The 21,919-nt window shown below is 72.3% G+C and carries 23 protein-coding genes; 15 read left to right on the forward strand and 8 right to left on the reverse strand.

Features of this window, described 5'->3' with window-relative positions:
* Nucleotides 1-17: 17 nt before the first annotated feature.
* From argC to ABZ898_RS15780, 5 genes are read left to right on the forward strand one after another with little or no spacing between them, the layout of a single operon-like run.
* On the forward strand, nucleotides 18-1,046 hold the full coding sequence (argC, locus tag ABZ898_RS15760; protein ID WP_361658123.1) for an N-acetyl-gamma-glutamyl-phosphate reductase: 1,029 nt from the start codon (nucleotides 18-20) through the stop codon (nucleotides 1,044-1,046).
* Nucleotides 1,043-2,194 carry a bifunctional glutamate N-acetyltransferase/amino-acid acetyltransferase ArgJ gene (gene argJ / locus ABZ898_RS15765; protein WP_361658126.1) on the forward strand — a complete coding sequence of 384 codons (1,152 nt, stop codon included), beginning with the start codon at nucleotides 1,043-1,045 and terminating at the stop codon, nucleotides 2,192-2,194. Before argC ends, argJ begins: the two co-directional genes overlap by 4 nt.
* A complete protein-coding gene (gene argB, locus ABZ898_RS15770) occupies nucleotides 2,191-3,105 on the forward strand; it encodes an acetylglutamate kinase (protein ID WP_361658129.1) in 915 nt (304 codons plus the stop codon). Before argJ ends, argB begins: the two co-directional genes overlap by 4 nt.
* Nucleotides 3,102-4,298, forward strand: coding sequence for an acetylornithine transaminase (locus ABZ898_RS15775; protein ID WP_361658132.1), 1,197 nt, complete (start codon nucleotides 3,102-3,104; stop codon nucleotides 4,296-4,298). Before argB ends, ABZ898_RS15775 begins: the two co-directional genes overlap by 4 nt.
* A 10-nt stretch (nucleotides 4,299-4,308) precedes the next feature.
* Nucleotides 4,309-4,854, forward strand: a complete 546-nt coding sequence (locus ABZ898_RS15780; protein WP_161145803.1) for an arginine repressor — start codon at nucleotides 4,309-4,311, stop codon at nucleotides 4,852-4,854.
* Between the two features lie 219 nt (nucleotides 4,855-5,073).
* Here the strand turns inward: ABZ898_RS15780 and ABZ898_RS15785 are convergent, their stop codons facing one another.
* From ABZ898_RS15785 to ABZ898_RS15805, 5 genes are all read right to left on the reverse strand, one after another.
* Nucleotides 5,074-5,877 (reverse strand): FAD:protein FMN transferase, encoded by an 804-nt coding sequence (locus ABZ898_RS15785; RefSeq protein ID WP_361658135.1) that lies wholly within the window; start codon nucleotides 5,875-5,877, stop codon nucleotides 5,074-5,076.
* Nucleotides 5,870-6,634 (reverse strand): FMN-binding protein, encoded by a 765-nt coding sequence (locus tag ABZ898_RS15790; RefSeq protein ID WP_361658138.1) that lies wholly within the window; start codon nucleotides 6,632-6,634, stop codon nucleotides 5,870-5,872. Before ABZ898_RS15790 ends, ABZ898_RS15785 begins: the two co-directional genes overlap by 8 nt.
* Nucleotides 6,635-6,651: 17 nt before the next feature.
* Entirely contained in the window at nucleotides 6,652-8,034 is a 1,383-nt protein-coding gene (locus ABZ898_RS15795) for a ferredoxin reductase family protein (RefSeq protein ID WP_361658141.1), read from the reverse strand.
* An 88-nt stretch (nucleotides 8,035-8,122) separates the two neighbouring features.
* Nucleotides 8,123-8,818 (reverse strand): L,D-transpeptidase family protein, encoded by a 696-nt coding sequence (locus ABZ898_RS15800; protein ID WP_361658144.1) that lies wholly within the window; start codon nucleotides 8,816-8,818, stop codon nucleotides 8,123-8,125.
* 3 nt (nucleotides 8,819-8,821) lie between these two features.
* Nucleotides 8,822-9,409: a pyridoxamine 5'-phosphate oxidase family protein gene (locus ABZ898_RS15805; RefSeq protein WP_361658147.1), complete on the reverse strand. Its 588-nt coding sequence runs from the start codon at nucleotides 9,407-9,409 to the stop codon at nucleotides 8,822-8,824.
* Nucleotides 9,410-9,500: 91 nt separating this feature from the next.
* Here ABZ898_RS15805 and ABZ898_RS15810 point away from each other — a divergent pair, with 91 nt between their 5' ends.
* From ABZ898_RS15810 to ABZ898_RS15830, 5 genes are all read left to right on the forward strand, one after another.
* Nucleotides 9,501-10,694, forward strand: coding sequence for an argininosuccinate synthase (locus ABZ898_RS15810; protein WP_361658150.1), 1,194 nt, complete (start codon nucleotides 9,501-9,503; stop codon nucleotides 10,692-10,694).
* 85 nt (nucleotides 10,695-10,779) lie between these two features.
* Entirely contained in the window at nucleotides 10,780-12,210 is a 1,431-nt protein-coding gene (gene argH, locus ABZ898_RS15815; protein WP_361658153.1) for an argininosuccinate lyase, read from the forward strand.
* Between the two features lie 61 nt (nucleotides 12,211-12,271).
* A complete protein-coding gene (locus tag ABZ898_RS15820) occupies nucleotides 12,272-13,243 on the forward strand; it encodes an aldo/keto reductase (protein ID WP_361658156.1) in 972 nt (323 codons plus the stop codon).
* A 54-nt stretch (nucleotides 13,244-13,297) separates the two neighbouring features.
* Complete coding sequence (locus tag ABZ898_RS15825; RefSeq protein ID WP_161202684.1) at nucleotides 13,298-13,849, forward strand: TetR/AcrR family transcriptional regulator; 552 nt, start codon at nucleotides 13,298-13,300, stop codon at nucleotides 13,847-13,849.
* Nucleotides 13,846-15,369, forward strand: a complete 1,524-nt coding sequence (locus ABZ898_RS15830) for an MFS transporter (RefSeq protein WP_361658159.1) — start codon at nucleotides 13,846-13,848, stop codon at nucleotides 15,367-15,369. The genes ABZ898_RS15825 and ABZ898_RS15830 overlap by 4 nt, the downstream gene beginning before the upstream one ends.
* Before the next feature lie 95 nt (nucleotides 15,370-15,464).
* On the opposite strand, the gene ABZ898_RS15835 is transcribed toward ABZ898_RS15830, so the two are convergent.
* Nucleotides 15,465-16,214 carry a lysophospholipid acyltransferase family protein gene (locus ABZ898_RS15835; RefSeq protein WP_361658162.1) on the reverse strand — a complete coding sequence of 250 codons (750 nt, stop codon included), beginning with the start codon at nucleotides 16,212-16,214 and terminating at the stop codon, nucleotides 15,465-15,467.
* Between the two features lie 206 nt (nucleotides 16,215-16,420).
* Here ABZ898_RS15835 and ABZ898_RS15840 point away from each other — a divergent pair, with 206 nt between their 5' ends.
* The 3 genes from ABZ898_RS15840 to ABZ898_RS15850 all read left to right on the forward strand — a co-directional run bounded on the left by ABZ898_RS15840 (nucleotide 16,421) and on the right by ABZ898_RS15850 (nucleotide 18,754).
* The gene (locus ABZ898_RS15840; RefSeq protein WP_361658165.1) at nucleotides 16,421-17,605 is read left to right on the forward strand and encodes a glycerophosphodiester phosphodiesterase; all 1,185 of its coding nucleotides are present in this window, start codon (nucleotides 16,421-16,423) and stop codon (nucleotides 17,603-17,605) included.
* A gap of 100 nt (nucleotides 17,606-17,705) precedes the next feature.
* Entirely contained in the window at nucleotides 17,706-18,212 is a 507-nt protein-coding gene (locus tag ABZ898_RS15845; RefSeq protein WP_361658167.1) for a sigma-70 family RNA polymerase sigma factor, read from the forward strand.
* Nucleotides 18,213-18,256: 44 nt separating this feature from the next.
* Nucleotides 18,257-18,754, forward strand: a complete 498-nt coding sequence (locus tag ABZ898_RS15850) for a GNAT family N-acetyltransferase (protein ID WP_361658413.1) — start codon at nucleotides 18,257-18,259, stop codon at nucleotides 18,752-18,754.
* A gap of 22 nt (nucleotides 18,755-18,776) precedes the next feature.
* On the opposite strand, the gene ABZ898_RS15855 is transcribed toward ABZ898_RS15850, so the two are convergent.
* Together ABZ898_RS15855 and ABZ898_RS15860 are read right to left on the reverse strand one after the other, a co-directional pair.
* Nucleotides 18,777-19,196, reverse strand: a complete 420-nt coding sequence (locus ABZ898_RS15855; RefSeq protein ID WP_361658170.1) for a hypothetical protein — start codon at nucleotides 19,194-19,196, stop codon at nucleotides 18,777-18,779.
* A gap of 1 nt (nucleotide 19,197) precedes the next feature.
* A complete protein-coding gene (locus ABZ898_RS15860) occupies nucleotides 19,198-19,557 on the reverse strand; it encodes a hypothetical protein (protein ID WP_361658173.1) in 360 nt (119 codons plus the stop codon).
* Nucleotides 19,558-20,129: 572 nt separating this feature from the next.
* Between ABZ898_RS15860 and ABZ898_RS15865 the strand changes: the two genes are divergently transcribed.
* Together ABZ898_RS15865 and ABZ898_RS15870 are read left to right on the forward strand one after the other, a co-directional pair.
* On the forward strand, nucleotides 20,130-21,170 hold the full coding sequence (locus ABZ898_RS15865) for an ATP-binding cassette domain-containing protein (protein ID WP_361658175.1): 1,041 nt from the start codon (nucleotides 20,130-20,132) through the stop codon (nucleotides 21,168-21,170).
* A complete protein-coding gene (locus ABZ898_RS15870; protein WP_361658178.1) occupies nucleotides 21,167-21,901 on the forward strand; it encodes a methionine ABC transporter permease in 735 nt (244 codons plus the stop codon). Before ABZ898_RS15865 ends, ABZ898_RS15870 begins: the two co-directional genes overlap by 4 nt.
* Nucleotides 21,902-21,919: the final 18 nt, after the last annotated feature.

A 21,919-nucleotide genomic window follows, 5' to 3' on the forward strand; every position in this document is an offset into this window, starting at 1 on the left:
AATGAAGGAGGTTCGGCATGGTGGTGCGCGCGGCGGTCGCCGGGGCCAGTGGATATGCGGGTGGGGAGTTGCTGCGGCTGCTGCTCGGGCATGCCGGGGTCGAGATCGGGACGCTCACCGGGCACTCCAGCGCGGGGCGACGGCTGGGTGAGCTGCAGCCGCAGCTCGCGCCGCTGGCCGACCGGGTGCTGGCGGAGACGACCCCCGAGGCGCTCGCCGGGCACGACGTGGTCTTCCTGGCGCTGCCCCACGGGCAGTCCGCCGCCGTCGCCGAGCAGCTCGGCCCGGATGTGCTCGTCATCGACCTGGGCGCCGACTTCCGGCTCGCGGACTCCGCCGACTGGGAGCGGTTCTACGGCTCCCCGCACGCCGGTACCTGGCCCTACGGCCTGCCCGAACTCCCCGGCGCGCGCGCCGCGTTGGAGGGCACCCGGCGCATCGCCGTCCCCGGCTGCTACCCGACCGCCGTCTCCCTCGCCCTCTTCCCGGCGTACGAGGCCGGCATCGTCGACCCCGAGGCCGTGATCGTCGCCGCCTCCGGCACCTCCGGGGCAGGCAAGGCGCCCAAGCCGCATCTGCTCGGAGCCGAGGTCATGGGCTCCATGAGCCCGTACGGCGTCGGCGGCGGCCACCGGCACACCCCGGAGATGATCCAGAACCTCAGCGCGGCCGCAGGGGAGCGGGTGAGCGTCTCCTTCACCCCGACCCTCGCCCCCATGCCCCGCGGCATCCTCGCCACGTGCAGCGCCAAGGCGCGGGCCGGGGTCACCGCCGAGGCGGTCCGCGCGGTCTACGACAAGGCGTACGCCGATGAGCCGTTCGTCCGGCTGCTGCCCGAGGGGCAGTGGCCGGCCACCGGCGCCGTGACCGGCTCCAACGCCGTCCAGGTGCAGACCGCCCTGGACGAGGAGACCGGCCGGGTCATCGTGATCAGCGCCATCGACAACCTGACCAAGGGCACCGCGGGCGGTGCCGTACAGAGCATGAACATCGCCCTCGGGCTCGACGAGACCACCGGGCTTTCCACGATCGGAGTCGCGCCTTGAGCGTCACAGCGGCCAAGGGATTCACCGCGGCGGGCATCGCCGCCGGGATCAAGCAGAACGGCAACCCCGACCTGGCCCTCGTGGTCAACAACGGCCCCCGACGAGCCGCCGCCGGCGTCTTCACCGCCAACCGCGTCAAGGCCGCCCCGGTGCTGTGGTCCGAGCAGGTACTCAAGAGCGGCGAGGTCAGCGCGGTCGTCCTCAACTCCGGCGGCGCCAACGCCTGCACCGGACCCCAGGGCTTCCAGGACACCCACGCCACCGCCGAGAAGGCGGCCGAGGTGCTCGGACGCGGCGCGATCGAGATCGCCGTCTGCTCCACCGGGCTCATCGGCGTGACCCTGCCGATGGACAAGCTGCTGCCCGGCGTCGAGAAGGCGGCCTCCCAGCTCTCCGAGTTCGGCGGGGAGAAGGCCGCCCTGGCCATCAAGACCACCGACACCCACCACAAGACCGCCGTCGCCGCCCGGGACGGCTGGACGGTCGGCGGCATGGCCAAGGGCGCCGGCATGCTCGCCCCCGGCCTCGCCACCATGCTCGTCGTCCTCACCACCGACGCCGACCTCACCGACGCCGACCTGGACAAGGCCCTGCGCGCCGCCACCAAGGTCACCTTCGACCGGGTCGACTCCGACGGCTGCATGTCCACCAACGACACCGTCCTGCTGCTCTCCTCCGGCGCATCCGGCATCACCCCGGGCGGCCACGAGTTCGCCGACGCCGTCCGCGAGGTCTGCGCCGACCTCGGCCGCCAGCTCATCGGCGACGCCGAGGGCGCCAGCAAGGACATCAAGGTCGAGGTGATCAACGCGGCCACCGAGGACGACGCCGTCGAGGTCGGCCGGTCCATCGCCCGCAACAACCTCCTCAAGTGCGCCATCCACGGCGAGGACCCCAACTGGGGCCGCGTCCTGTCCGCCATCGGCACCACGAAGGCCGCCTTCGAACCGGACAGCCTGAACGTCGCCATCAACGGCGTCTGGGTCTGCAAGGACGGCTCCGTCGGCGAGGACCGCGACCTGGTCGACATGCGCTACCGCGAGGTGCACATCGTCGCCGACCTCGCGGCCGGCACCGAGACCGCCACCATCTGGACCAACGACCTGACCGCGGACTACGTCCACGAGAACAGCGCGTACAGCTCATGAGCACGCCCACGCGGAAGCACACCGCCCTGCCCAAGGCGCAGACCCTCGTGGAGGCGCTGCCCTGGCTCACCCGCCACCACGGCCGCACCGTCGTCATCAAGTTCGGCGGCAACGCCATGGTCGACGACAGCCTCAAGGCCGCCTTCGCCCAGGACGTCGTCTTCCTGCGCCACGCCGGGCTCCGGCCGGTCGTGGTGCACGGCGGCGGCCCCCAGATCAGCGCCGCCCTCGACCGGCACGGCATCGTCAGCGAGTTCAAGGCGGGCCTGCGCGTCACCACCGAGGACGCCATGGACGTCGTACGGATGGTGCTCGCCGGGCAGGTGCAGCGCGAGCTGGTCGGCCTGCTCAACCAGCACGGACCGCTCGCCGTAGGCATCACCGGCGAGGACGCCCACACCATCACCGCGACCCGGCACCGGCCCAGGGTCGACGGCGAACTCGTCGACATCGGACGCGTCGGCGAGATCACCGAGATCGACACCGGCGCCATCGAAGCCCTGCTCGCCGACGGCCGCATCCCGGTCGTCTCCTCGATCGCCCGCTCCCAGGACGACGGACATGTCTACAACGTCAATGCTGATACGGCGGCTGCGGCACTCGCTGCTGCGCTGGGCGCCGAAACCCTCATGGTCCTCACCGACGTCGAGGGCCTCTACGAGGACTGGCCGCACTCCGACGAGGTGATCAGCCGCCTCACCGCGAGCCAGCTGGAGAAACTGCTGCCCGAACTCTCCGCGGGCATGGTGCCCAAGATGGAGGGCTGCCTGCACGCCGTGCGCAACGGCGTGCGCACCGCCCGCGTCATCGACGGCCGCGTCCAGCACTCCATCCTGCTGGAGATCTTCACCGACGAGGGCATCGGCACCATGGTCGTGCCCGACGAGACGGACACCCCGGGGGAGTCATGAGCAACGAGGAACTGACCGCCCGCTGGCAGGGCGCCCTCATGAACAACTACGGCACCCCGCGCCTCCCGCTCGTCCGCGGCGCGGGAACCGCCGTCTGGGACGCCGACGGCAAGCGCTACCTGGACTTCGTCGGCGGCATCGCCGTCAACGCCCTCGGGCACGCCCACCCGGCCGTCGTCTCTGCGGTGACCGAGCAGATCGGCACCCTCGGCCACGTCTCCAACCTGTTCGTCGCCGAGCCGCCCGTCGCCCTCGCCGAACGCCTGCTGCTGCTGTTCGGCCGCGACGGCAAGGTGTTCTTCTGCAACTCCGGCGCCGAGGCCAACGAGGGCGCGCTCAAGATCGGCCGGCTGACCGGGCGCACCCACATGGTGGCGACCGAGGGCGGCTTCCACGGCCGCACCATGGGCGCCCTCGCGCTCACCGGCCAGCCCGCCAAGCAGGAGCCGTTCCGGCCGCTGCCCGGCGACGTCACGCACGTCCCGTACGGCGACCCGCAGGCGCTCGCCGCCGCCGTGACCGACGAGACCGCCCTCGTCATCATCGAGCCGGTCCAGGGCGAGAGCGGGGTCGTGGTGCCGCCGCCCGGCTACCTCAAGGCCGCCCGCGCCATCACCGCCGCGACCGGCGCGCTGCTCGTGCTGGACGAGGTGCAGACCGGGGTCGGCCGCACCGGGGACTGGTTCGCCTACCAGGCCCACGAAGGCGTCCTGCCCGACGTCGTCACCCTCGCCAAGGGCCTCGGCGGCGGACTGCCGCTCGGCGCGACCGTCGCCTTCGGCCGCGCCGCGGACCTGCTCCGGCCGGGCCAGCACGGCACCACCTTCGGCGGCAACCCCGTCGCCTGCGCCGCCGGGCTCGCCGTCCTCGACACCATCGCGGACGAGGACCTGCTCGCGGGCGTCAAGCGGCAGGGCGAGGCGCTGCGCGCCGGGATCGAGGCGCTGGACCACGCGCTGGTCGACCATGTCAGGGGCTCGGGCCTGCTGCTCGGTATCGTGCTCACCGGGCCGTACGCCGCCAAGGCGCAGGCGGCGGCCCAGGAAGCCGGGTTCCTGGTGAACGCGCCCGCTCCCGACGTCGTACGGATCATGCCCCCGCTGAACCTGGGCGACGACGAGGTGGACGCCTTCCTCCAGGCACTGCCCGGCATCCTCGACGCAAGCGATGAGGACGGACGACCCCGAGAATGAGACGACGACGATGAGCCAGGCGCAGGACCACGATTCCGCGGCGGGCGCAGGGCCCGCGGTGCCGCAGACCCGCACGGCCCGCCACCGCCGGATCGTGGACATCCTCAACCGGCAGCCGGTGCGCTCGCAGAGCCAGCTCGCCAAGCTGCTCGCCGACGACGGGCTGAGCGTCACTCAGGCGACGCTCTCCCGCGACCTGGACGAGCTGAACGCGGTCAAGATCCGCAACACCGACGGCGACCTGATCTACGCGGTGCCCAGCGAGGGCGGCTTCCGCACCCCGCGCGCCCCGCTGGGCGGCTCCGCCAAGGAGGAGCGGATGCGGCGCCTGTCGCAGGAGCTGCTGATCTCCGCCGAGGCGTCCGCCAACCTCGTCGTGCTGCGCACCCCGCCCGGCGCCGCCCAGTTCCTCGCCTCGGCCATCGACCAGGCCGAACTGCACGACATCCTCGGCACCATCGCCGGCGACGACACCCTGATGCTCATCAGCCGCGACCCGACCGGCGGTCAGGCCCTCGCCGACCACCTGCTGAGGCTGGCCCAGAACGCGCCGTGAGTCGTCGGTGCGGGGCATCCGGCGCCCGCGGCCGGTCCGCCCGAGGCGCGTGACCGGTCGGCCGCGCCGGATGCGCGCACTCCCGGTCCGCCGTTCCGGCCGCGCCGCGCCGCGCAGGGTGTGGCCCGATGACCCGGCCGGTGTCGTCGCCGGGGAACGCCGCGGTTCGGCCGGGCGGGCATGCCGCCCCTCGCGCTACGCCCCGGCCGGGAGGCGCCCTCACCCCAGCCGGGTCGCCAGGCCCCCCGTGCAGCGCACCTCGTCGCCCGCCGTGATCAGCAGGGCCTCCACGTCCGGGAGCGACTCCAGCCAGGCCAGTCCCGCGCGGGAGCCCATGGCGAAGGCGGCCGTGGCCCAGCAGTCGGCCCAGGTCAGGCGGGGTGTGACGACGGTGACCGCGACCAGGTCCGTCACCGCGGAGCGGCCGGTGCGGGGGTCCACGATGTGCGCGCCGCGCTCGGCGGTGCCGGAGGTGGCCACCGCCAGCTCGTCCGCCCCGGCCGCCGACACCACCGCCGCGAGGCCGCCCGGCCGGAGCGGGTCGGCGACGCCCACCCGCCAGGCCCGGTGCGGCTCGGGCGCGCCCACCATCTGGACGTCACCACCGCCGTTCACGCTGACCCCGCACACCCCGGGCACGGCGGCCAGCGAACGCGCCGCCCGCTCGGCGGACCAGCCCTTGACGATCCCGGTCGGGTCCAGCGTCCCCCGGTAGCGCGTGCTGAACCAGCCGTCGCTCACCCGCTCCGCCTCCGCGGCCAGCTCCAGCACGTCGCGCACCTCGGGCGAGCACCGCTCCGGCGTCAGCTCCTCGCGGGCCAGCCGGGAGACCTCGCTGTCCTCGCGGTAGGTGCTGAACACCGCGTCCACCCGGTGCAGTCCGGCGACCGCCGACTCCAGCGCGGCGCGCACCTCGGCGGGGTCGCCGCCGCGCACGTCGAAGGAGAAGACGGTCCCCATGACCTCCTCCGCGTGCCGCACCACATGCGGTGTCCCCGCCCGCTCGGCCACCGTCTCAGCCACCGGCCTGGTCCAGCGCGGACTGGAGCGACTTCCTGTACCCGGTGCTGGTGTAGGTGGCCCCGGACACGGAGTCGATGCCGGCGTTCCCCGAGGCCACGGCCGCCTGGTTGAGGCGGGGCACGGCGAGCGCCGTCTTGTCGTCGCTCGTCGGGCCCTTGGGCGCCTGGACCGCCTCCGCCTTGGTGATCTTCTTCCCGCTGAGCGTGACCCGGACCTGGACCGGCCCGTACGGCGTCTGCTCGGCCTTCCCGGTGACGGTACGGGCCTGCGCGGCCCCCGAACTCCCGCCCGCCGAGCCCTTCTTGACCTGGTCCAGCGCGGACTGCAGCGACTTCTTGTACCCGGTGCTGGTGTAGGTCGCCCCCGACACCGAGTCGATCTGGGCGCTCTGCGCCGCCAGCGCCGCCTGGTTCAGCCGGGGCACGGCCAGCGCCGTCTTGTCGTCGCTCGTCGGGCCCTTGGGCGCCTCGACGGCCTCCGCCTTGGTGATCTTCCCGCCGCTGACCGTCAGCCGGACGCGCACGGCACCGTACGGGGTCTGCGCCGCGGCCCCGGTCACCGTGCCGGCCCGGTCCGACGCCTGGGCGCCGCTCTGCCCGCCCTGCGGCGACTCCTCGGCCGCGGCGGACGCCGGCGGGGCCGCCGCGGAGGCGGAGGCCGGATCGGAGGCGGGCTTCAGCGACAGCAGCAGCACGACACCGGACACGGTGGCCGCGGTGGCCAGCATCACGCGCCGAATGGGGTGGCTCTTCCTCATGACTTCCTGAGCTCCGCTCACATCTCGAACGACTCGTGATGGATACGCCGGGCGGGGACCCCCGCGCCGCGCAGTGCCTCGTACACCGACTGCGCGAAGCCGGGCGGCCCGCACATGAAGACGTCGTGGCGGTCGATGTCGGGCATCTTGCGCCGGAGGTTCTCCGCCGAGATGTCCGGCCGCTCGCCCTCCGGGCTGTTCACCGCGTACATCAGCCGGGCGCCCCGCTCCTCGGCGATCGCGGCCAGCTCGTCCCACAGCGCCAGGTCCTGCGTGGTGTTGGCCCGGTACAGCAGCGTGATGTCGCCGGAGGCGCCGGGCAGCGTCTCGAACAGCGCGCGCATCGGCGTGATGCCGACCCCGCCCGCCACCAGCAGCACCTTGCCCCGGCTGCGCCGCTGCGCGGTGAGCGCCCCGTAGGGGCCCTCCGCCCACACCCCGGTGCCCGGCTCCAGCTCGCGCAGCCGGGCGCTGTGGTCGCCGATCGCCTTCACGGTGATCCGCAGCATGCCCGGCCGGGGCGCGGCCGACAGCGAGTACGGGTGCGAGCTGAACCGCATCCCCGGCGCCAGGAACCGCCAGCGGAAGAACTGGCCCGCCTCCGCGCCCATCCGGTGCAGCTTGCGGCCCGAGATCAGCACCGACACGATGCCCGGCGACTCCTCGATCACCGCCTCCACCCGCATCCGGTGCCGCAGGTTCAGCCGGACCGGCACGATGATCCGGTACCAGAGCACCAGCGCGGTCACCGCGCCGTACAGCACGTACCAGAAGGTCTTGGCGGACGGCTCCACCGCGAAGTCGTTGCCGGTCGTGATCTGGTGCCAGAAGGTCAGGAACACCGCCGCGTAGGTCAGCAGGTGCACGTGGTACCAGGTGTCGTACGGCAGCCTGCGCCGCACCACGCCGACGGAGGAGAGCCCGATCACCACGAACAGGCCGGTGCCGATGGCCGCCTTGCCCATGTCGGGGAGCTGGTTCACCGAATCGACGGTCTGCTGCACGATGTCGCCGAGCGACTTGCCCGCCTGGAGGGCGTACCCCCACATGGTGAGGAAGACGTGCGCGACGACCAGGCTGAGCGTGTAGCGGCCGCTCATCGCGTGCCAGCGGGCCACCCGGTCCGAGCCGACCCGGCGCTCCAGCGCCGGTACGCGCGCCATCTGGAGCACCACCAGCGCCATCAGGTACCCGGCCAGCAGACCGGTGATCCGTCCGGCGTTCAGGACCCGGCCGGCGTTGTCGGCGATCGAGGGGGTGTTGTGCCACCAGAGCCACAACACGGCCGCGGCACCGGCCCACACCGCGAGGAGCAGCGGGACGGCCGGTGAGCGGCGCGGGCGGATGCGGCGCATCGTCTGGCGGCGGGCGGCACGTCCGCCTGCGAGCGTGGTGGTCACGGTTCCTCCGGGGGACTTGACCCTTGGCCCACACATACGCGCGGTGTGGGCGAAGTGTTCAGCGTCCCGGCGGACGTCCCGGCGGCGCTCAGTAGCCGGTGATCGCGGTGGTCCCGCCCCGGGTCCCGATGGCGATGTGCGGGTGGCGGGCCGGGTCGGCCCAGCTCAGGACGCGGGCCATGGCGTCGGCGGGCACCGAGACGCAACCGGCCGTCGCCGCGTTGCCGTTGACGTGCAGGAAGATGCCCGCGCCGCGCCCGCGCACCGGACGGTCGTAGTTGAAGCCGATGACGAGGGCGTGGGCGTACTGGGCCGTGTAGGTGACCAGGTGCTCGGACTCCGCGGCACGGCAGTCGGCAGGGAGGGGGTCGACCCAGCGGTTGTAGTGGGCGGAGTCGTTGTCCTGGCACCACCACGAACTGTCGCGCACGGGGGAGTACGCGACGCGCGTCCCGGCCGGTGCCGCCTCGATGCCGAAGCCGAACGGCAGGTCGTACAGCCCGGCCGGGGTGGTGCTGGTCCCCTGCTGCCGGGCGGTGCCCTCCACCAGGCCGCCCGAGCCGAACCGGGCCGGCGCGGTCCCGGTGGCCGTCCAGTCGCCGTCCTTCAGGTCCCACCAGGTCAGGGTGCCCGTCGTGGAGCCGGTGTCCGGGGCCTCGGCGGTGATGAGCTGGGTGCCTCGGCCGGTGTCCGCCATGCGTGCGGGCAGCGGGGTGTCGGCGGGCGCGAGACCGAGCGCGAGGAAGGAGGCGGACACGAGGGCGGTGACCAGGGGGCGGCGCATGGCTCAGACCGTAGAGGGCGGCAGCGGCAGCGGCAGGCCGGGCAGCCCGTCGATGCTCGTCGCGATGTGCTCCTTCCTGGTGAAGTAGTCGCTCAGCGAGGCGTCGTCCTCGCGGGCGAAGCGCCGCCCGTGCAGGTCGCGGTCCTCCTCGTAGGCCATGCGGGGCACGGCGTACCCGCAGGAGTCGCGGATCAGTTCCGCGCGCACCACGATGACCGCCCGCAGGCCGTGCGGGGCGGGATCGATGCCGGGGAAGGCGGCCAGCAGGTCCGTAAAGCGCGGGTCGTCGCGGAAGACGGGCTCGCCCCGGCCGTGCACGCGCACGATGTTCGGCGGGCCCTGGAAGGCGCACCACATCAGGGTGATCCGGCCGTTCTCCCGCAGGTGGGCCACGGTCTCCGCGGTGGAGCCCGCGAAGTCGAGATACGCCAGCGTCGTCCCGTCCAGCACGGCGAGCGAGCCCTTGAGGCCCTTGGGGGAGAGGTTGACCGTGCCGTCCCCGGCCAGGGGCGCGGTGGCCGTGAAGAACAGGGGCTGGTCCTCGATGAAACGCCGCAGCCGGCCGTCGATGCGCTCATATGTCTTTCCCATGCCGGCTGCCTACCCCGGTGCCGCGATTGACGAATCATGCGGGGTTCTGCATACTCATGCATATCAACGCATGCACGTGAGGAGAAGAACCGTGACCGAGCGCGTCGTACTCGCCTACTCAGGCGGACTGGACACCTCCGTCGCCATCGGCTGGATCGCCGAGGAGACGGGCGCCGAGGTCATCGCCGTAGCGGTGGACGTCGGTCAGGGCGGCGAGGACCTGGACGTCATCCGCAAGCGCGCCCTCGCGTGCGGTGCCGTCGAGGCCGAGGTGGCCGATGCCAAGGACGAGTTCGCCGAGGAGTACTGCCTCCCGGCGATCAAGGCGAACGCCCTGTACATGGACCGCTACCCGCTGGTCTCCGCCCTCTCCCGGCCGACGATCGTCAAGCACCTCGTCGCCGCCGCGCAGAAGCACGGCGCGACCACGGTCGCCCACGGCTGCACCGGCAAGGGCAACGACCAGGTCCGCTTCGAGGCCGGCATCGTCGCCCTCGCCCCCGACCTGAAGTGCATCGCCCCGGTCCGCGACTACGCGATGACCCGGGACAAGGCGATCGCCTTCTGCGAGGCGAAGAACCTCCCGATCGCCACCACCAAGAAGTCCCCGTACTCCATCGACCAGAACGTCTTCGGACGCGCCGTCGAGACGGGTTTCCTGGAGGACATCTGGAACGCGCCGATCGAGGACATCTACGAGTACACCTCGAACCCGGCCGAGGCCCGCGAGGCCGACGAGGTCGTCATCACCTTCGAGCGCGGCGTCCCGGTCGCCCTCGACGGCCGCCCGGTCACCGTCCTCCAGGCCATCCAGCAGCTCAACGAGCGCGCCGGCGCCCAGGGCATCGGCCGGATCGACATGGTCGAGGACCGTCTCGTCGGCATCAAGTCCCGCGAGGTGTACGAGGCTCCGGGCGCCATCGCCCTGATCACCGCCCACCAGGAGCTGGAGAACGTCACCGTCGAGCGCGAACTCGCCCGCTACAAGCGGCAGGTCGAGCAGCGCTGGGGCGAACTGGTCTACGACGGCCAGTGGTTCTCCCCGCTCAAGCGCGCGCTGGACGGCTTCATCACCGAGGCCAACGAGCACGTCTCCGGCGACGTCCGGCTGACCCTGCACGGCGGCCGCGCCGTCGTCACCGGCCGCAGGTCCCAGTCGTCGCTGTACGACTTCAACCTCGCCACCTACGACACCGGCGACACCTTCGACCAGGCCGCGGCCAAGGGCTTCATCGACATCTACAGCCTGTCGTCGAAGATCGCGGCCAAGCGGGACCTCGCGTAACCGACGTCGTTAGCAGGGCACCACCGCCTCCTCGCCTGCCAGGGCGGGGAGGCGGTCGCACACCACGAGCTTGAGGAGCAACGCAGTGAGCAGCAACAGCGGTGACGTACGGCTCTGGGGCGGCCGTTTCGCCGACGGTCCCGCCGAGGCCCTGGCCAAGCTGTCCGCGTCCGTCCACTTCGACTGGCGGCTCGCCCCCTACGACATCGCGGGCTCCCGCGCCCACGCGCGCGTGCTGCACACCGCGGGACTCCTCACCGAGGACGAGCTGACCCGGATGCTCGCGGGGCTCGACCGGCTGGAGGCGGACGTCGCCGACGGCTCCTTCGTGGGAACCATCGCCGACGAGGACGTGCACACCGCCCTGGAGCGCGGCCTGCTGGAGCGGCTCGGCCCCGACCTCGGCGGCAAGCTCCGCGCCGGACGGTCGCGCAACGACCAGGTCGCCACCCTCTTCCGGATGTACCTGCGCGACCACGCCCGGATCATCGGCGGCCTGATCGCCGACCTCCAGGACGCCCTGGTCGGCCTCGCGGAGGCGCACCCGGACGTGGCCATGCCCGGCCGCACCCACCTCCAGCACGCCCAGCCGGTGCTCTTCGCCCACCATGTGCTGGCCCACGTCCAGTCGCTGTCCCGGGACGCCGAGCGGCTGCGCCAGTGGGACGAGCGCACGGCCGTCTCCCCGTACGGCTCCGGCGCGCTCGCCGGCTCCTCCCTCGGCCTGGACCCCGAGGCGGTCGCCCGCGACCTCGGCTTCGAGCGGGGCAGCGCGGGCAACTCCATCGACGGCACCGCCTCGCGGGACTTCGTCGCGGAGTTCGCCTTCATCACCGCGATGATCGGTGTCGACCTCTCCCGGTTCGCCGAGGAGATCATCATCTGGAACACGAAGGAGTTCTCCTTCGTCACGCTGCACGACGCGTTCTCCACCGGCTCGTCGATCATGCCGCAGAAGAAGAACCCGGACATCGCGGAGCTGGCCCGGGGCAAGTCCGGCCGCCTGATCGGCAACCTCACGGGCCTGCTGGCCACGCTGAAGGCCCTGCCGCTCGCCTACAACCGCGACCTCCAGGAGGACAAGGAGCCGGTCTTCGACTCCTGCGACCAGCTGGAGGTGCTGCTCCCGGCCTTCACCGGCATGACGGCCACCCTCACCGTCAACCGTGAGCGCATGGAGGAGCTGGCCCCGGCCGGGTTCTCCCTCGCCACCGACATCGCCGAGTGGCTGGTCCGCCAGGGCGTGCCGTTCCGGGTCGCGCACGAGGTCGCGGGGGAGTGCGTCAAGGTCGCCGAGGCCGAGGGCAAGGAACTGGACGGCCTCACGGACGAGCAGTTCGCCAAGATCTCCCCCCACCTCACCCCGGAGGTCCGCTCGGTCCTCAACGTCCAGGGCGCACTGGCCTCGCGCAACGGCCGGGGCGGTACGGCACCGAGCGCGGTGGCGGTGCAGCTGGCCGAGGTCAAGCGGGACCTGGCCGCCCAGCACGCCTGGGCGAGCGCCGGGAAGAACTGAACGAGGGGCGTCGCGGGTTAGCTTGGCCGTTGGTTGACCGACCGACCGAACGGAGCCCGCGATGCCCTTCGCCCGCCTCTCTTCCGCCACCACCCCGACCTGTCACCTCGGCCTGGGCCTGGCCGCGGTGGGCCGCCCCGGCTACATCAACCTGGGCCGTGCCGAAGACCTCGGGGAGGACCGCGGCCCCGACGCGCTGCGCGCCCGTACGCACGAACTCCTCGACGCCGCCTACGCCCAGGGCGTCCGCTACTTCGACGCCGCCCGTTCCTACGGCCGCAGCGAGGAGTTCCTCGCGGACTGGCTGAAGGCCCGCCCGGACGTCCGGGACGCGGTCGTCGGCAGCAAGTGGGGCTACACCTACACCGCCGGCTGGTCCATCGAGGCCGAGCGCCACGAGGTCAAGGACCACACCCTCGCCACGTACGAGCGGCAGCGCGCCGAGACCGACGCCCTGCTCGGCGAGCGTCTCGACCTCTACCAGATCCACTCCCTCACCCCCGACAGCCCGGCCCTCACCGACCGCGCTCTGCACGCCCGCCTCGCCGAGGCGGCCGCCGCCGGCCTCACCCTCGGGTTCTCCACCAGCGGCCCCGCGCAGGCCGACACCGTCCGGGCCGCCCTGGAGATCACCGTCGACGGCACGCCCCTCTTCGGCACCGTGCAGTCGACCTACAACGCGCTGGAGACCTCGGCGGGGCCCGCGCTGGCGGAGGCGCACGACGCCGGGCTCACGGTGATCGTCAAGGAGGGCATGGCCAACGGGCGCCTCGCCCCGGAGCACGCGCCCCCGGCCCTGAGGGACATCGCCGAGGAGACCGGGCTCGGCTGCGACGCCGTCGCCCTCGCGCTGATCCTCCGCCGCCCCTGGGCCGGTGTCGTCCTGTCCGGCGCGGCCACCGTCCCCCAGCTCGGCTCCAACCTCCACGCGGCCGCGGTCGACCTCACCGACGACCAGGCCGCCCGGCTCGACGCCCTCGCGGAGGACCCGCGCGGCTACTGGGCATACCGGGGTGAACTGCCCTGGCACTGAGACCCGGCTGCCCGTGATGAGACACGAATGTCTCACGCGAGGTACTCTTGTCTCATGGCTCTCGACCGTGACCACGTGCTGCGCTCCGCCGCCGCCCTGCTGACCCGCAAGTCCACCGCGACCATGGACGAGGTCGCGCGCGCGGCCGGGATCAGCCGTGCCACGCTCCACCGCCACTTCGCCGGACGCGACGCGCTGGTCCGCGCGCTGGAGGCGCTCGGCATCGCCGAGTGCGAGGCGGCGCTCGACCGCGCCCGGCTGGACGAGGGCCCCGCCGCCGACGCCGTACGCCGGCTGGTCCGCGAGATCCAGCCCGCCGCCGGACTGCTCGCCTTCCTCTACGGCGAGAACCAGCTCTGGGAGGGCGAGGGGCAGAACACCGGCTGGCTGGGCCTGGACACCCGGATCAGCGCCCTCTTCCAGCGCGGCCAGCGCGACGGCGAACTCCGCATCGACCTCACCCCCGGCTGGCTCACCGAGGCCTTCTACGGGCTGATCACCTCATGCGCCTGGGCCGCGGTGGACGGCCGGGTCGCCTCCCGCGACTTCCCCACCATGGTGGCCGAGCTGCTGCTCGGCGGCGCGCTGCGCAGGGCGGAGTCATGACCAGCACCCTGCGGCAGCCCGCGGTGACCGGGGCCGAGCCGCGTCCGGACCGCTGGCTGGCGCTCGCCGTGCTGGTCCTCGCCGTCCTGCTCGTCGCCGTCGACGCCACCGTCCTCGGCCTCGCCACCCCCTACATCAGCGAGGATCTGCACCCCTCCGGCACCCAGCTGCTGTGGATCGGGGACGTCTACTCCTTCGTCATCGCCGGACTGCTGGTCTCCATGGGCAGCCTCGGCGACCGCGTCGGCCGCAAGCGCGTCCTGCTGTGCGGCGCGGCCGCGTTCGGCGCGATCTCGGTGCTGAACGCCTACGCGAGCACGCCCGGCCTGATGATCCTGGCGCGGGCCCTGCTCGGCGTCGCCGGCGCGACCCTGATGCCCGCGACCCTCGCCCTGATCCGCAACCTCTTCCACGACCCGCGCGAGCGCAGCCTCGCCATCGGCGTCTGGGGCGCCACCGCCTCCGCCGGCACGGCCGTCGGCCCGATCGTGGGCGGCTTCCTGCTGGAGCACTTCTGGTGGGGCTCGGTGTTCCTGATCAACCTGCCGGTGATGGCGGTCCTGGTGCTGGTCGGCGTCCGCACCCTGCCCGAGTCCCGCGACCCGAACCCCGGCCCGTGGGACCTGGTCAGCGTGCTGCTGTCGCTGGTCGGCATGCTCGCGCTGGTGTACGCGGTCAAGGAGGCCGCCACCCACGGCTTCGGCCCGCTCACCCTGGCCGCAGGCCTGCTGGGCGCAGCCGCGCTGTACGGCTTCGTCCGCCGTCAGCTCACCCTGCCGACCCCGCTGCTCGACATGCGGCTCTTCGGGCACCGGGGCTTCAGCGGGGCGGTGCTCGCCGATCTGCTGACCGTGCTCGGGATGTCGGGGCTGGTGTTCTTCCTGTCCCAGTTCCTGCAACTCGTCCAGGGCAGGCACCCGTTCGAGGCGGGCCTGGCCGAACTGCCCGCCGCCGTCGGCGCGGTGGTGGCCGGGCTGGTCGCGGGCCGCGCCGCGCGCCGCTTCTCGGTGCGCGCGGTGGTCTCCGGCGGCCTCGCCGCGATCGGTCTCGCCCTCGCCGTCCTCACCACGCTCGACGAGTCCACCGGCTATCCGCTGCTCGGTGCCGCCCTGCTGGTCGTCGGCGTCGGCGCGGGCTTCTCCTTCACCGTCACCTCCGACGTGATCCTCTCCAGCGTGGACAAGAACCGCGCGGGCGCCGCCTCTGCGGTCTCGGAGACGGCCTACGAACTGGGCGCGGCCCTGGGCATCGCCCTGCTGGGCTCGATCGTGACGGCGGCCTACCGCGACTTCACGGCTCCGGCGGGCACCCCGGAAGCGGCCCACGAGTCCCTGGGCGCGGCGGTGGAGGCATCGGCGGGGCTGCCCGCCCCGACGTCCCAGGCATTGCTGGAGGCGGCCAGGGAGTCGTTCGTACACGGCCTGCACCTGGCGTCAGGAGCGGGAGCGGCGGTCCTGCTGGCGACGTCGGCGGCGGCATGGTTCCTGTTGAAGAACGAACGCCTGGACAGGGGCTTCTAGCTTCTTGCCTTCAGGGGCGCGGGGCTGTATCGATTTTGCGGCTACCGCCGCGTGGGCGCGACCAGCCACAGCGCACCCGCACCCGCAAAAAGACCTCAGGCAGCCTTGGCCTTGGTGGCGTACATGTCCACATACTCCTGCCCGGACAACCGCATGACCTCAGCCATCACAGAATCCGTCACAGCGCGAAGCACATACCGGTCCCGGTCCATCCCCTCGTACCGGGAGAACTCCATGGGCTCGCCGAAGCGGACCGTGACCTTCCCCGGCCGGGGAAACCCCTTGCCCCCGGGCTGGAGCTTGTCCGTGCCGATCATCGCGAACGGCACCACCGGCGCCCCCGTCATCAGGGTCAGCCGCGCGATACCCGTACGCCCCCGGTACAGCCGTCCGTCGGGGGAGCGGGTGCCCTCGGGGTAGATCCCGAAGACCTTCCCCTCCTCCAGCACCCGGCGGCCGGTCATCAGCGCGGCCACGCCGCCGTTCGCGCCGTCCCGGTCCACCGGGATCATGCCGACGCCGGTGAAGAACCAGGCCATCGCACGGCCCTTGATCCCCTTGCCGGTGACGTACTCGTCCTTGCCGATGAACTGCACCTGCCGCCTGGAGACCACCGGGAGCACGATCGAGTCGATGAAGGTGAGGTGGTTGCCCGCCAGGATCACCGGCCCCTCGCCGGGAATGCGCTCGAGCCCCTCCACCTGGGGGCGGAACATCAGGCGCATGACCGGCGCGAGCACTGCCTTGATGAGCGCGAAGCGGGACAACGGGTCCTCCAGGCCGAGCGGACGATATGAGTCTGTGCAGGTGAGGACATTACTCGCGGCTATGGGAAAAGCGCACATCGGACCGCGCGATTCACCGAGGTCTTACGTGTTGTTGACACGGGCTCACCTCGGGCGGCACATCCCCCGGGACATCAGGCGTCACCCGGGTGTTCCCGCCGAGGTCTCCCCTCCGTCATGTCCACGCCCCTACGATCGGCGCGCACCCAACAGACACAGCCAGGTCAGACACGGGACGACCGAAGAGACGACAGCGGGAGACGCGTATGGAAAGCGACCGGACCAACCAGCCCTCGCGTGCGACCGGACGGCGCGCGGTCCTCGGTGCGGCGGTGCTCGGCGCGGGCGGGGCGGTCCTCGGACCGCCCTCGGCCGCCCACGCGGCCGGCACCCGGACGGCCCGGTCCGGCGGGCGCGGCCTGAAGGGCCTGCCGGTGCCGACGATCATCGGCCACCGCGGTGCCAGCGGCTACCGCCCCGAGCACACCTTCGGCTCCTACGACCTCGCGCTCGAACTCGGCGCCGACATCGTGGAGGCGGGTGACCTGGTGCCCACCAAGGACGGGCATCTCGTCTGCCGCCACGAGCCCGAGATCGGCGGCACCACGGACGTCGCCTCGCACCCCGAGTTCGCCGGCCGCAGGACCACCAAGGTGCTCGACGGGGTCTCCGTCACCGGCTGGTTCACCGAGGACTTCACGCTCGCCGAACTGAAGACGCTGCGGGCCGTCGAGCGCATCCCGGCCAACCGCCCGCACAACACCCTCTACAACGGCCGCTGGGAGATCCCCACCTTCGAGGAGGTGCTGAAGTGGCAGGACACCCGCACCCGTGAGCGCGGCCGCCAGGTGTGGATCTACCCCGAGCTGAAGCACCCCACCTACTTCCGCCGCCTCGGCCTGGGCCTGGAGGAGCGGGTGGCCAAGGTGCTGCGCAAGTACGGGAAGGAGGGCCGCCACGCGCCGGTCGTCCTCCAGTCCTTCGAGCCGACCAGCATCGAGCGGCTGGGCCGGATCGTCGACAACCCGCTCGTCGTCCTGCTCGACGCCGCCACCAGCCGCCCGTACGACTTCGTCGCCACCGGCGACCCCCGCACGGTGGCCGACCTCGTCACCCCCCGGGGCCTGCGCGAGATCGCGGGCTACGCCCAGGGCATCGGCCCCACCCTGGACCTCGTCATCCCCAGGAAGTCCGACGGCACCCTGGGCGAGCCGACCCGGCTGGTCGCCGACGCGCACAAGGTCGGCCTGATCCTCCACCCGTACACCCTGCGCAACGAGAACCCCTTCCTCCCGGCCGAGTTCCGCAAGGGCACCGCCGCCGACGGCTACGGCGACGTCTTCGGCGCGTACCGCACCTACTTCGCCACCGGGATCGACGGCGTCTTCACCGACAACGCCGACACCGGCGTGCTGGCCCGCGCCGACTTCCTCGGACACCCGGAGCACTGAGACCGGGCGGGGCGTCAACCCGAGGCCCCGCACACCCCGATGAGGGTGACAGCGCGCCGTCCCGGAAACCCGCCGCCCGGGACGGCGCGTCTCGACGCACATGACCCATGACCTGCTCACCGATCTGCGCCCGCTGCTCAGCGCGGAGGCGTCCGCCGAGGCACACGCCTCCGGGAGCGAACCCGGCGATCTGGAGCAGGCCGTCTGGCTGCGGCTCCTGGAGCGGCTGGAGAGCCAGGGCCCGCCGCCGGACCCCTCGCGGTGGCTGCGCGACGCCGTCCGCGACGAGGGACGGATCAGCCGCCGCGCCCACGGCGCCGAGCGTCCCTACGACGGCGAACCCGCCGACGACACCCGGCACGGCCCCGAACAGCTCGCGCTGCGCGCCGCCCGGCAGCGGCTGGTGCGCGAGGCGGTCCGCAGACTCCCCGGCCGCTGCCCCCGGCTCATGGAGGCGCTGCTCTCCCCGCGCGACCTCACCTACCGCGAGATCGCGGGGGAGTTGGGCATCTCACAGGGCAGCCTCGGACCGGAACGCTCCAGATGTCTGGGATGTCTGCGACGAATGCTCGCGGCGGAGGTTGCCAGTCCCGGCGCACGGGGATAGAGGTGGGGGACAACAGTGATCAGGTGAGCGGGAGGCATGCGCACATGGGCATGAGCGTGACCATCTCGGCGGCGACCGGGCCGGACGCGGAGCAGATCTTCCGCCTCCAGTACCTCTGCTTCCAGAGCGAGGCAGCGCGCTACGGCAACTACCGCATCGACCCGCTCGTGCAGAGCCTGGACGAGGTCCGCGAGGAGGTCGCCGCCGACTGCGTCTTCGTCGCCCGGCTCGGGGACGAAGTGGTCGGCTCGGTGCGCGGCAGGCTCACCGAGGACGGCGCCGCGGCCATCGGCACGCTCTGCGTCCACCCCCGTCTCCAGGGGCACGGCATCGGTGCCCGCCTGCTCGGCGCGGCCGAGAAGGCGCTCGCCGAGCAGCGGGGCGCCACCACCTACCGGCTGCGCACCGGCCACCGCAGCGAGAGCGGGCTGCGCCTGTGCCGCAAGCTGGGCTACCGGGCCGTGGGCCGCTCGCTGGGCGCCGACGGCGTCGAGATGATCGTGCTGGAGAAGCCGGCCGCCGCCTACGCGGCCACGGCCTGACGCGCCCCGGGGGCAGGCGGTCTCAGGTCGCCTGCCGCCGCCGCGCCGCGCGCAGCCAGTACAGCGCGGTCAGCGGCAGCAGTACGGGGATGAAGACGTACCCCATGCCGTAGTCCGACCACACGGTCGCGTCCGGGAACGCGGACGGCTCGACCAGCGTCCAGGTGCCGACGACCAGCACCCCGGCCAGCTCGGCGGCGCAGCACACCACCGCCGCCCGGCGGGCCCGCTCGCCACCCCTGACCAGCGTGTACGTGATGAACCCGTACACCACGCCGGCCAGCGCCGACAGCGAGTACGCCAGCGGGGCCCGGTCGAACTCCGTGGCGATCTGGTAGACCGAGCGCGACACGGCACCGACCACCATCACGCCGTAGAACCAGACCAGCAGCATGCCCGGCCCGCTGATCAGCCGGGCCGGCTTCTCCTCCAGCGCCGTCATGTCAGCCTCCCCAGATGTCAAAGAGCCGTACTTCGAGAACGGCCAGCACCACGCCGCCCGCCGCGACCGTCACCGAACCCCAGCGCGTGCGCTCGGCCAGCGACATGAAGCCCGCCGCCGGGACGCACGCCAGCGCGCCCAGCAGATACGCCACGAAGATCGTCGTGCCCTGGTCCGGCTTCTCGCCCCGCGCCAGCAGCGCGATCCCGACGACCAGCTGGATCACGGCCAGCACGGACACCACGGCCATGCCGATGAAGTGCCAGTCCTTGGTCGGCTGGTCGCGGTGCGCGGCCCAGCCGCACCAGGCGGCCAGCAGCAGCGCGGCGATCCCGGTCGCCAGCGTCAGGGCATTGAGCATGCGGAGACCTTATTACGGCCGAATCGGACGCCCGCCGCCGCCCCCGGCGTGCGGGCAGGGGCCGTGGCGTTGGCCACAGCCGTCCGCGTGAGGGGGCCGGCCGGCGCCCGCCCCGGACCGGCTCCTGCCCCTTGCTGACGCGGGTGACGCGGCGCCCACCTGGGCCGCTGCGTCTCACCGGCACCATCCACGCGTGTCCAGCATGCGGACAGGACTCGCCGGCCCGCGTGACCGGTCTGGTTTACTGACCGCATGACCACCACGAGCAGCCGCACCCCTGCGACCGAGGCGACCAACACGCCCGGTGCTCGTTGTATGTGTCGCATGACGTGCCGAATGCGCGCCTTCTAGAGGGCCCCCGCACCACCGAAGAGCCTCGCGCCCCGAAGCGAGAGCCATGGCCCGGCCCGTCTCCGGAACACCGGCGTACCGGAGCTCGTGCCGTTCGCGCACACGCTGTTCTCCCCGGTTCACTCGCCACCGCGAGAACCGTGACGCGTCCTGAAATGCAACCCCTTGCACCTGTGCCCGGCATACCCGCGCCCGGCACTCGACAGTGACGGAAACCCCCTGTGATCACCACCTCGGGCCTGACCAAGGTCTACCGCTCGCGCGGCCGCGAGGTCACCGCCCTCGACGGCGTCGACCTCCACGTCCGCGAAGGAGAGGTCTACGGCGTCATCGGCCAGTCCGGCGCCGGAAAGTCCTCCCTGATCCGCTGCGTCAACCTGCTGGAGCGCCCCACCGCCGGCACCGTGACCGTCGCCGGACAGGACCTCACCGCCCTCGCGGGCCGCGGTCCGCGCGCCGGCCGGGAACTGCGCCAGGCGCGCAGCCACATCGGCATGGTCTTCCAGCACTTCAACCTGCTGTCCTCCCGGACCGTGCAGGACAACGTCGAGCTGCCGCTGGAGATCCTCGGCAAGTCCGGTAAGGAGCGCTCCCGCAAGGCGCTGGAACTGCTGGACCTGGTCGGCCTCGCCGACAAGGCCAAGTCCTACCCGGCCCAGCTCTCCGGCGGACAGAAGCAGCGCGTCGGCATCGCCCGCGCCCTGGCCGGCGACCCGAAGGTGCTCCTCTCCGACGAGGCCACCAGCGCCCTCGACCCGGAGACCACCCGGTCCATCCTCCAGCTGCTGCGCGACCTGAACCGACAGCTGGACCTGACCGTCCTGCTGATCACGCACGAGATGGACGTGGTGAAGTCGATCTGCGACTCCGCCGCGCTCATGGAGAAGGGACGCATCGTGGAATCCGGCACCGTCAGCGAACTGCTGGCCACCCCCGGCTCCCAGCTCGCCTCCGCCCTGTTCCCCGTGGGCGGCGAGGCCACCGGCGAGGACCGCACCGTCCTGGACATCACCTTCCACGGCGAGGCCGCCACCCAGCCGGTCGTCTCCCAGCTGGCGCGCACCTACAACATCGAGATCTCGATCCTCGGCGCGGCCATCGACACCGTCGGCGGCCTCCAGATCGGCCGGATGCGCATCGAGCTGCCCGGCCGCTACGAGGACAACGTGGTGCCGGTCGGCTTCCTGCGCGAGCAGGGTCTCCAGGTCGACGTCGTGGGTACCGAAGGTGAGCCCGTGCTGGTGAAGGAGGGTGCGAAGTGACCTGGACCGAGATACAGCCGCTGCTGTCGCAGGCCTGTTCCGAGACGTTCTCGATGGTGCTCTGGTCCACCCTGATCGCCATCGCGCTCGGCCTGCCCCTGGGCATCCTCCTCGTCCTCACCGAACGCGGCGGACTGCTCCAGAACGTGGTCGCCAACAAGGTGATCGGCCAGGTCGTGAACGTCGGCCGCTCCATGCCGTTCATCATCCTGATGGTCGCGCTGATGGGCTTCACCCGCTCGGTGACCGGCACCACCATCGGCACCACCGCCGCGATCGTGCCGCTCGCCATCGGCGGCATCCCGTTCTTCGCCCGGCTGGTCGAGACGGCCGTCCGCGAGGTGGACGGCGGACTCGTCGAGGCCGTGCAGGCCATGGGCGGCAACAGCTGGACCATCGTCCGCAAGGTCCTCATCCCCGAGTCCCTGCCCTCGCTGATCGCCAGCACCACCACCACGATCATCGCGCTCATCGGCTACTCGGCCATGGCCGGCACCGTCGGCGGCGGCGGACTCGGCGACCTCGCCGTCCGCTACGGCTACCAGCGCTTCGAGACCGGACTGATGTGGATCACCGTCGGCATCCTCGCCGTGGTCATCTCCCTCATCCAGTTCGCCGGCGACTTCGCCGCCCGCTCCCTGCACGGCCGCGGCGGCTCCGGACCGGTGCCGAAGCTCCGCCTGCTGAAGGCCAAGGAGCCGGCCGCCGCCGACATCGGCAAGGTCGCCTGAGCGCACCCGTTCTCCCTC

This window comes from Streptomyces sp. NPDC046860 (assembly GCF_040645115.1).
GTDB lineage: Bacteria > Actinomycetota > Actinomycetes > Streptomycetales > Streptomycetaceae > Streptomyces.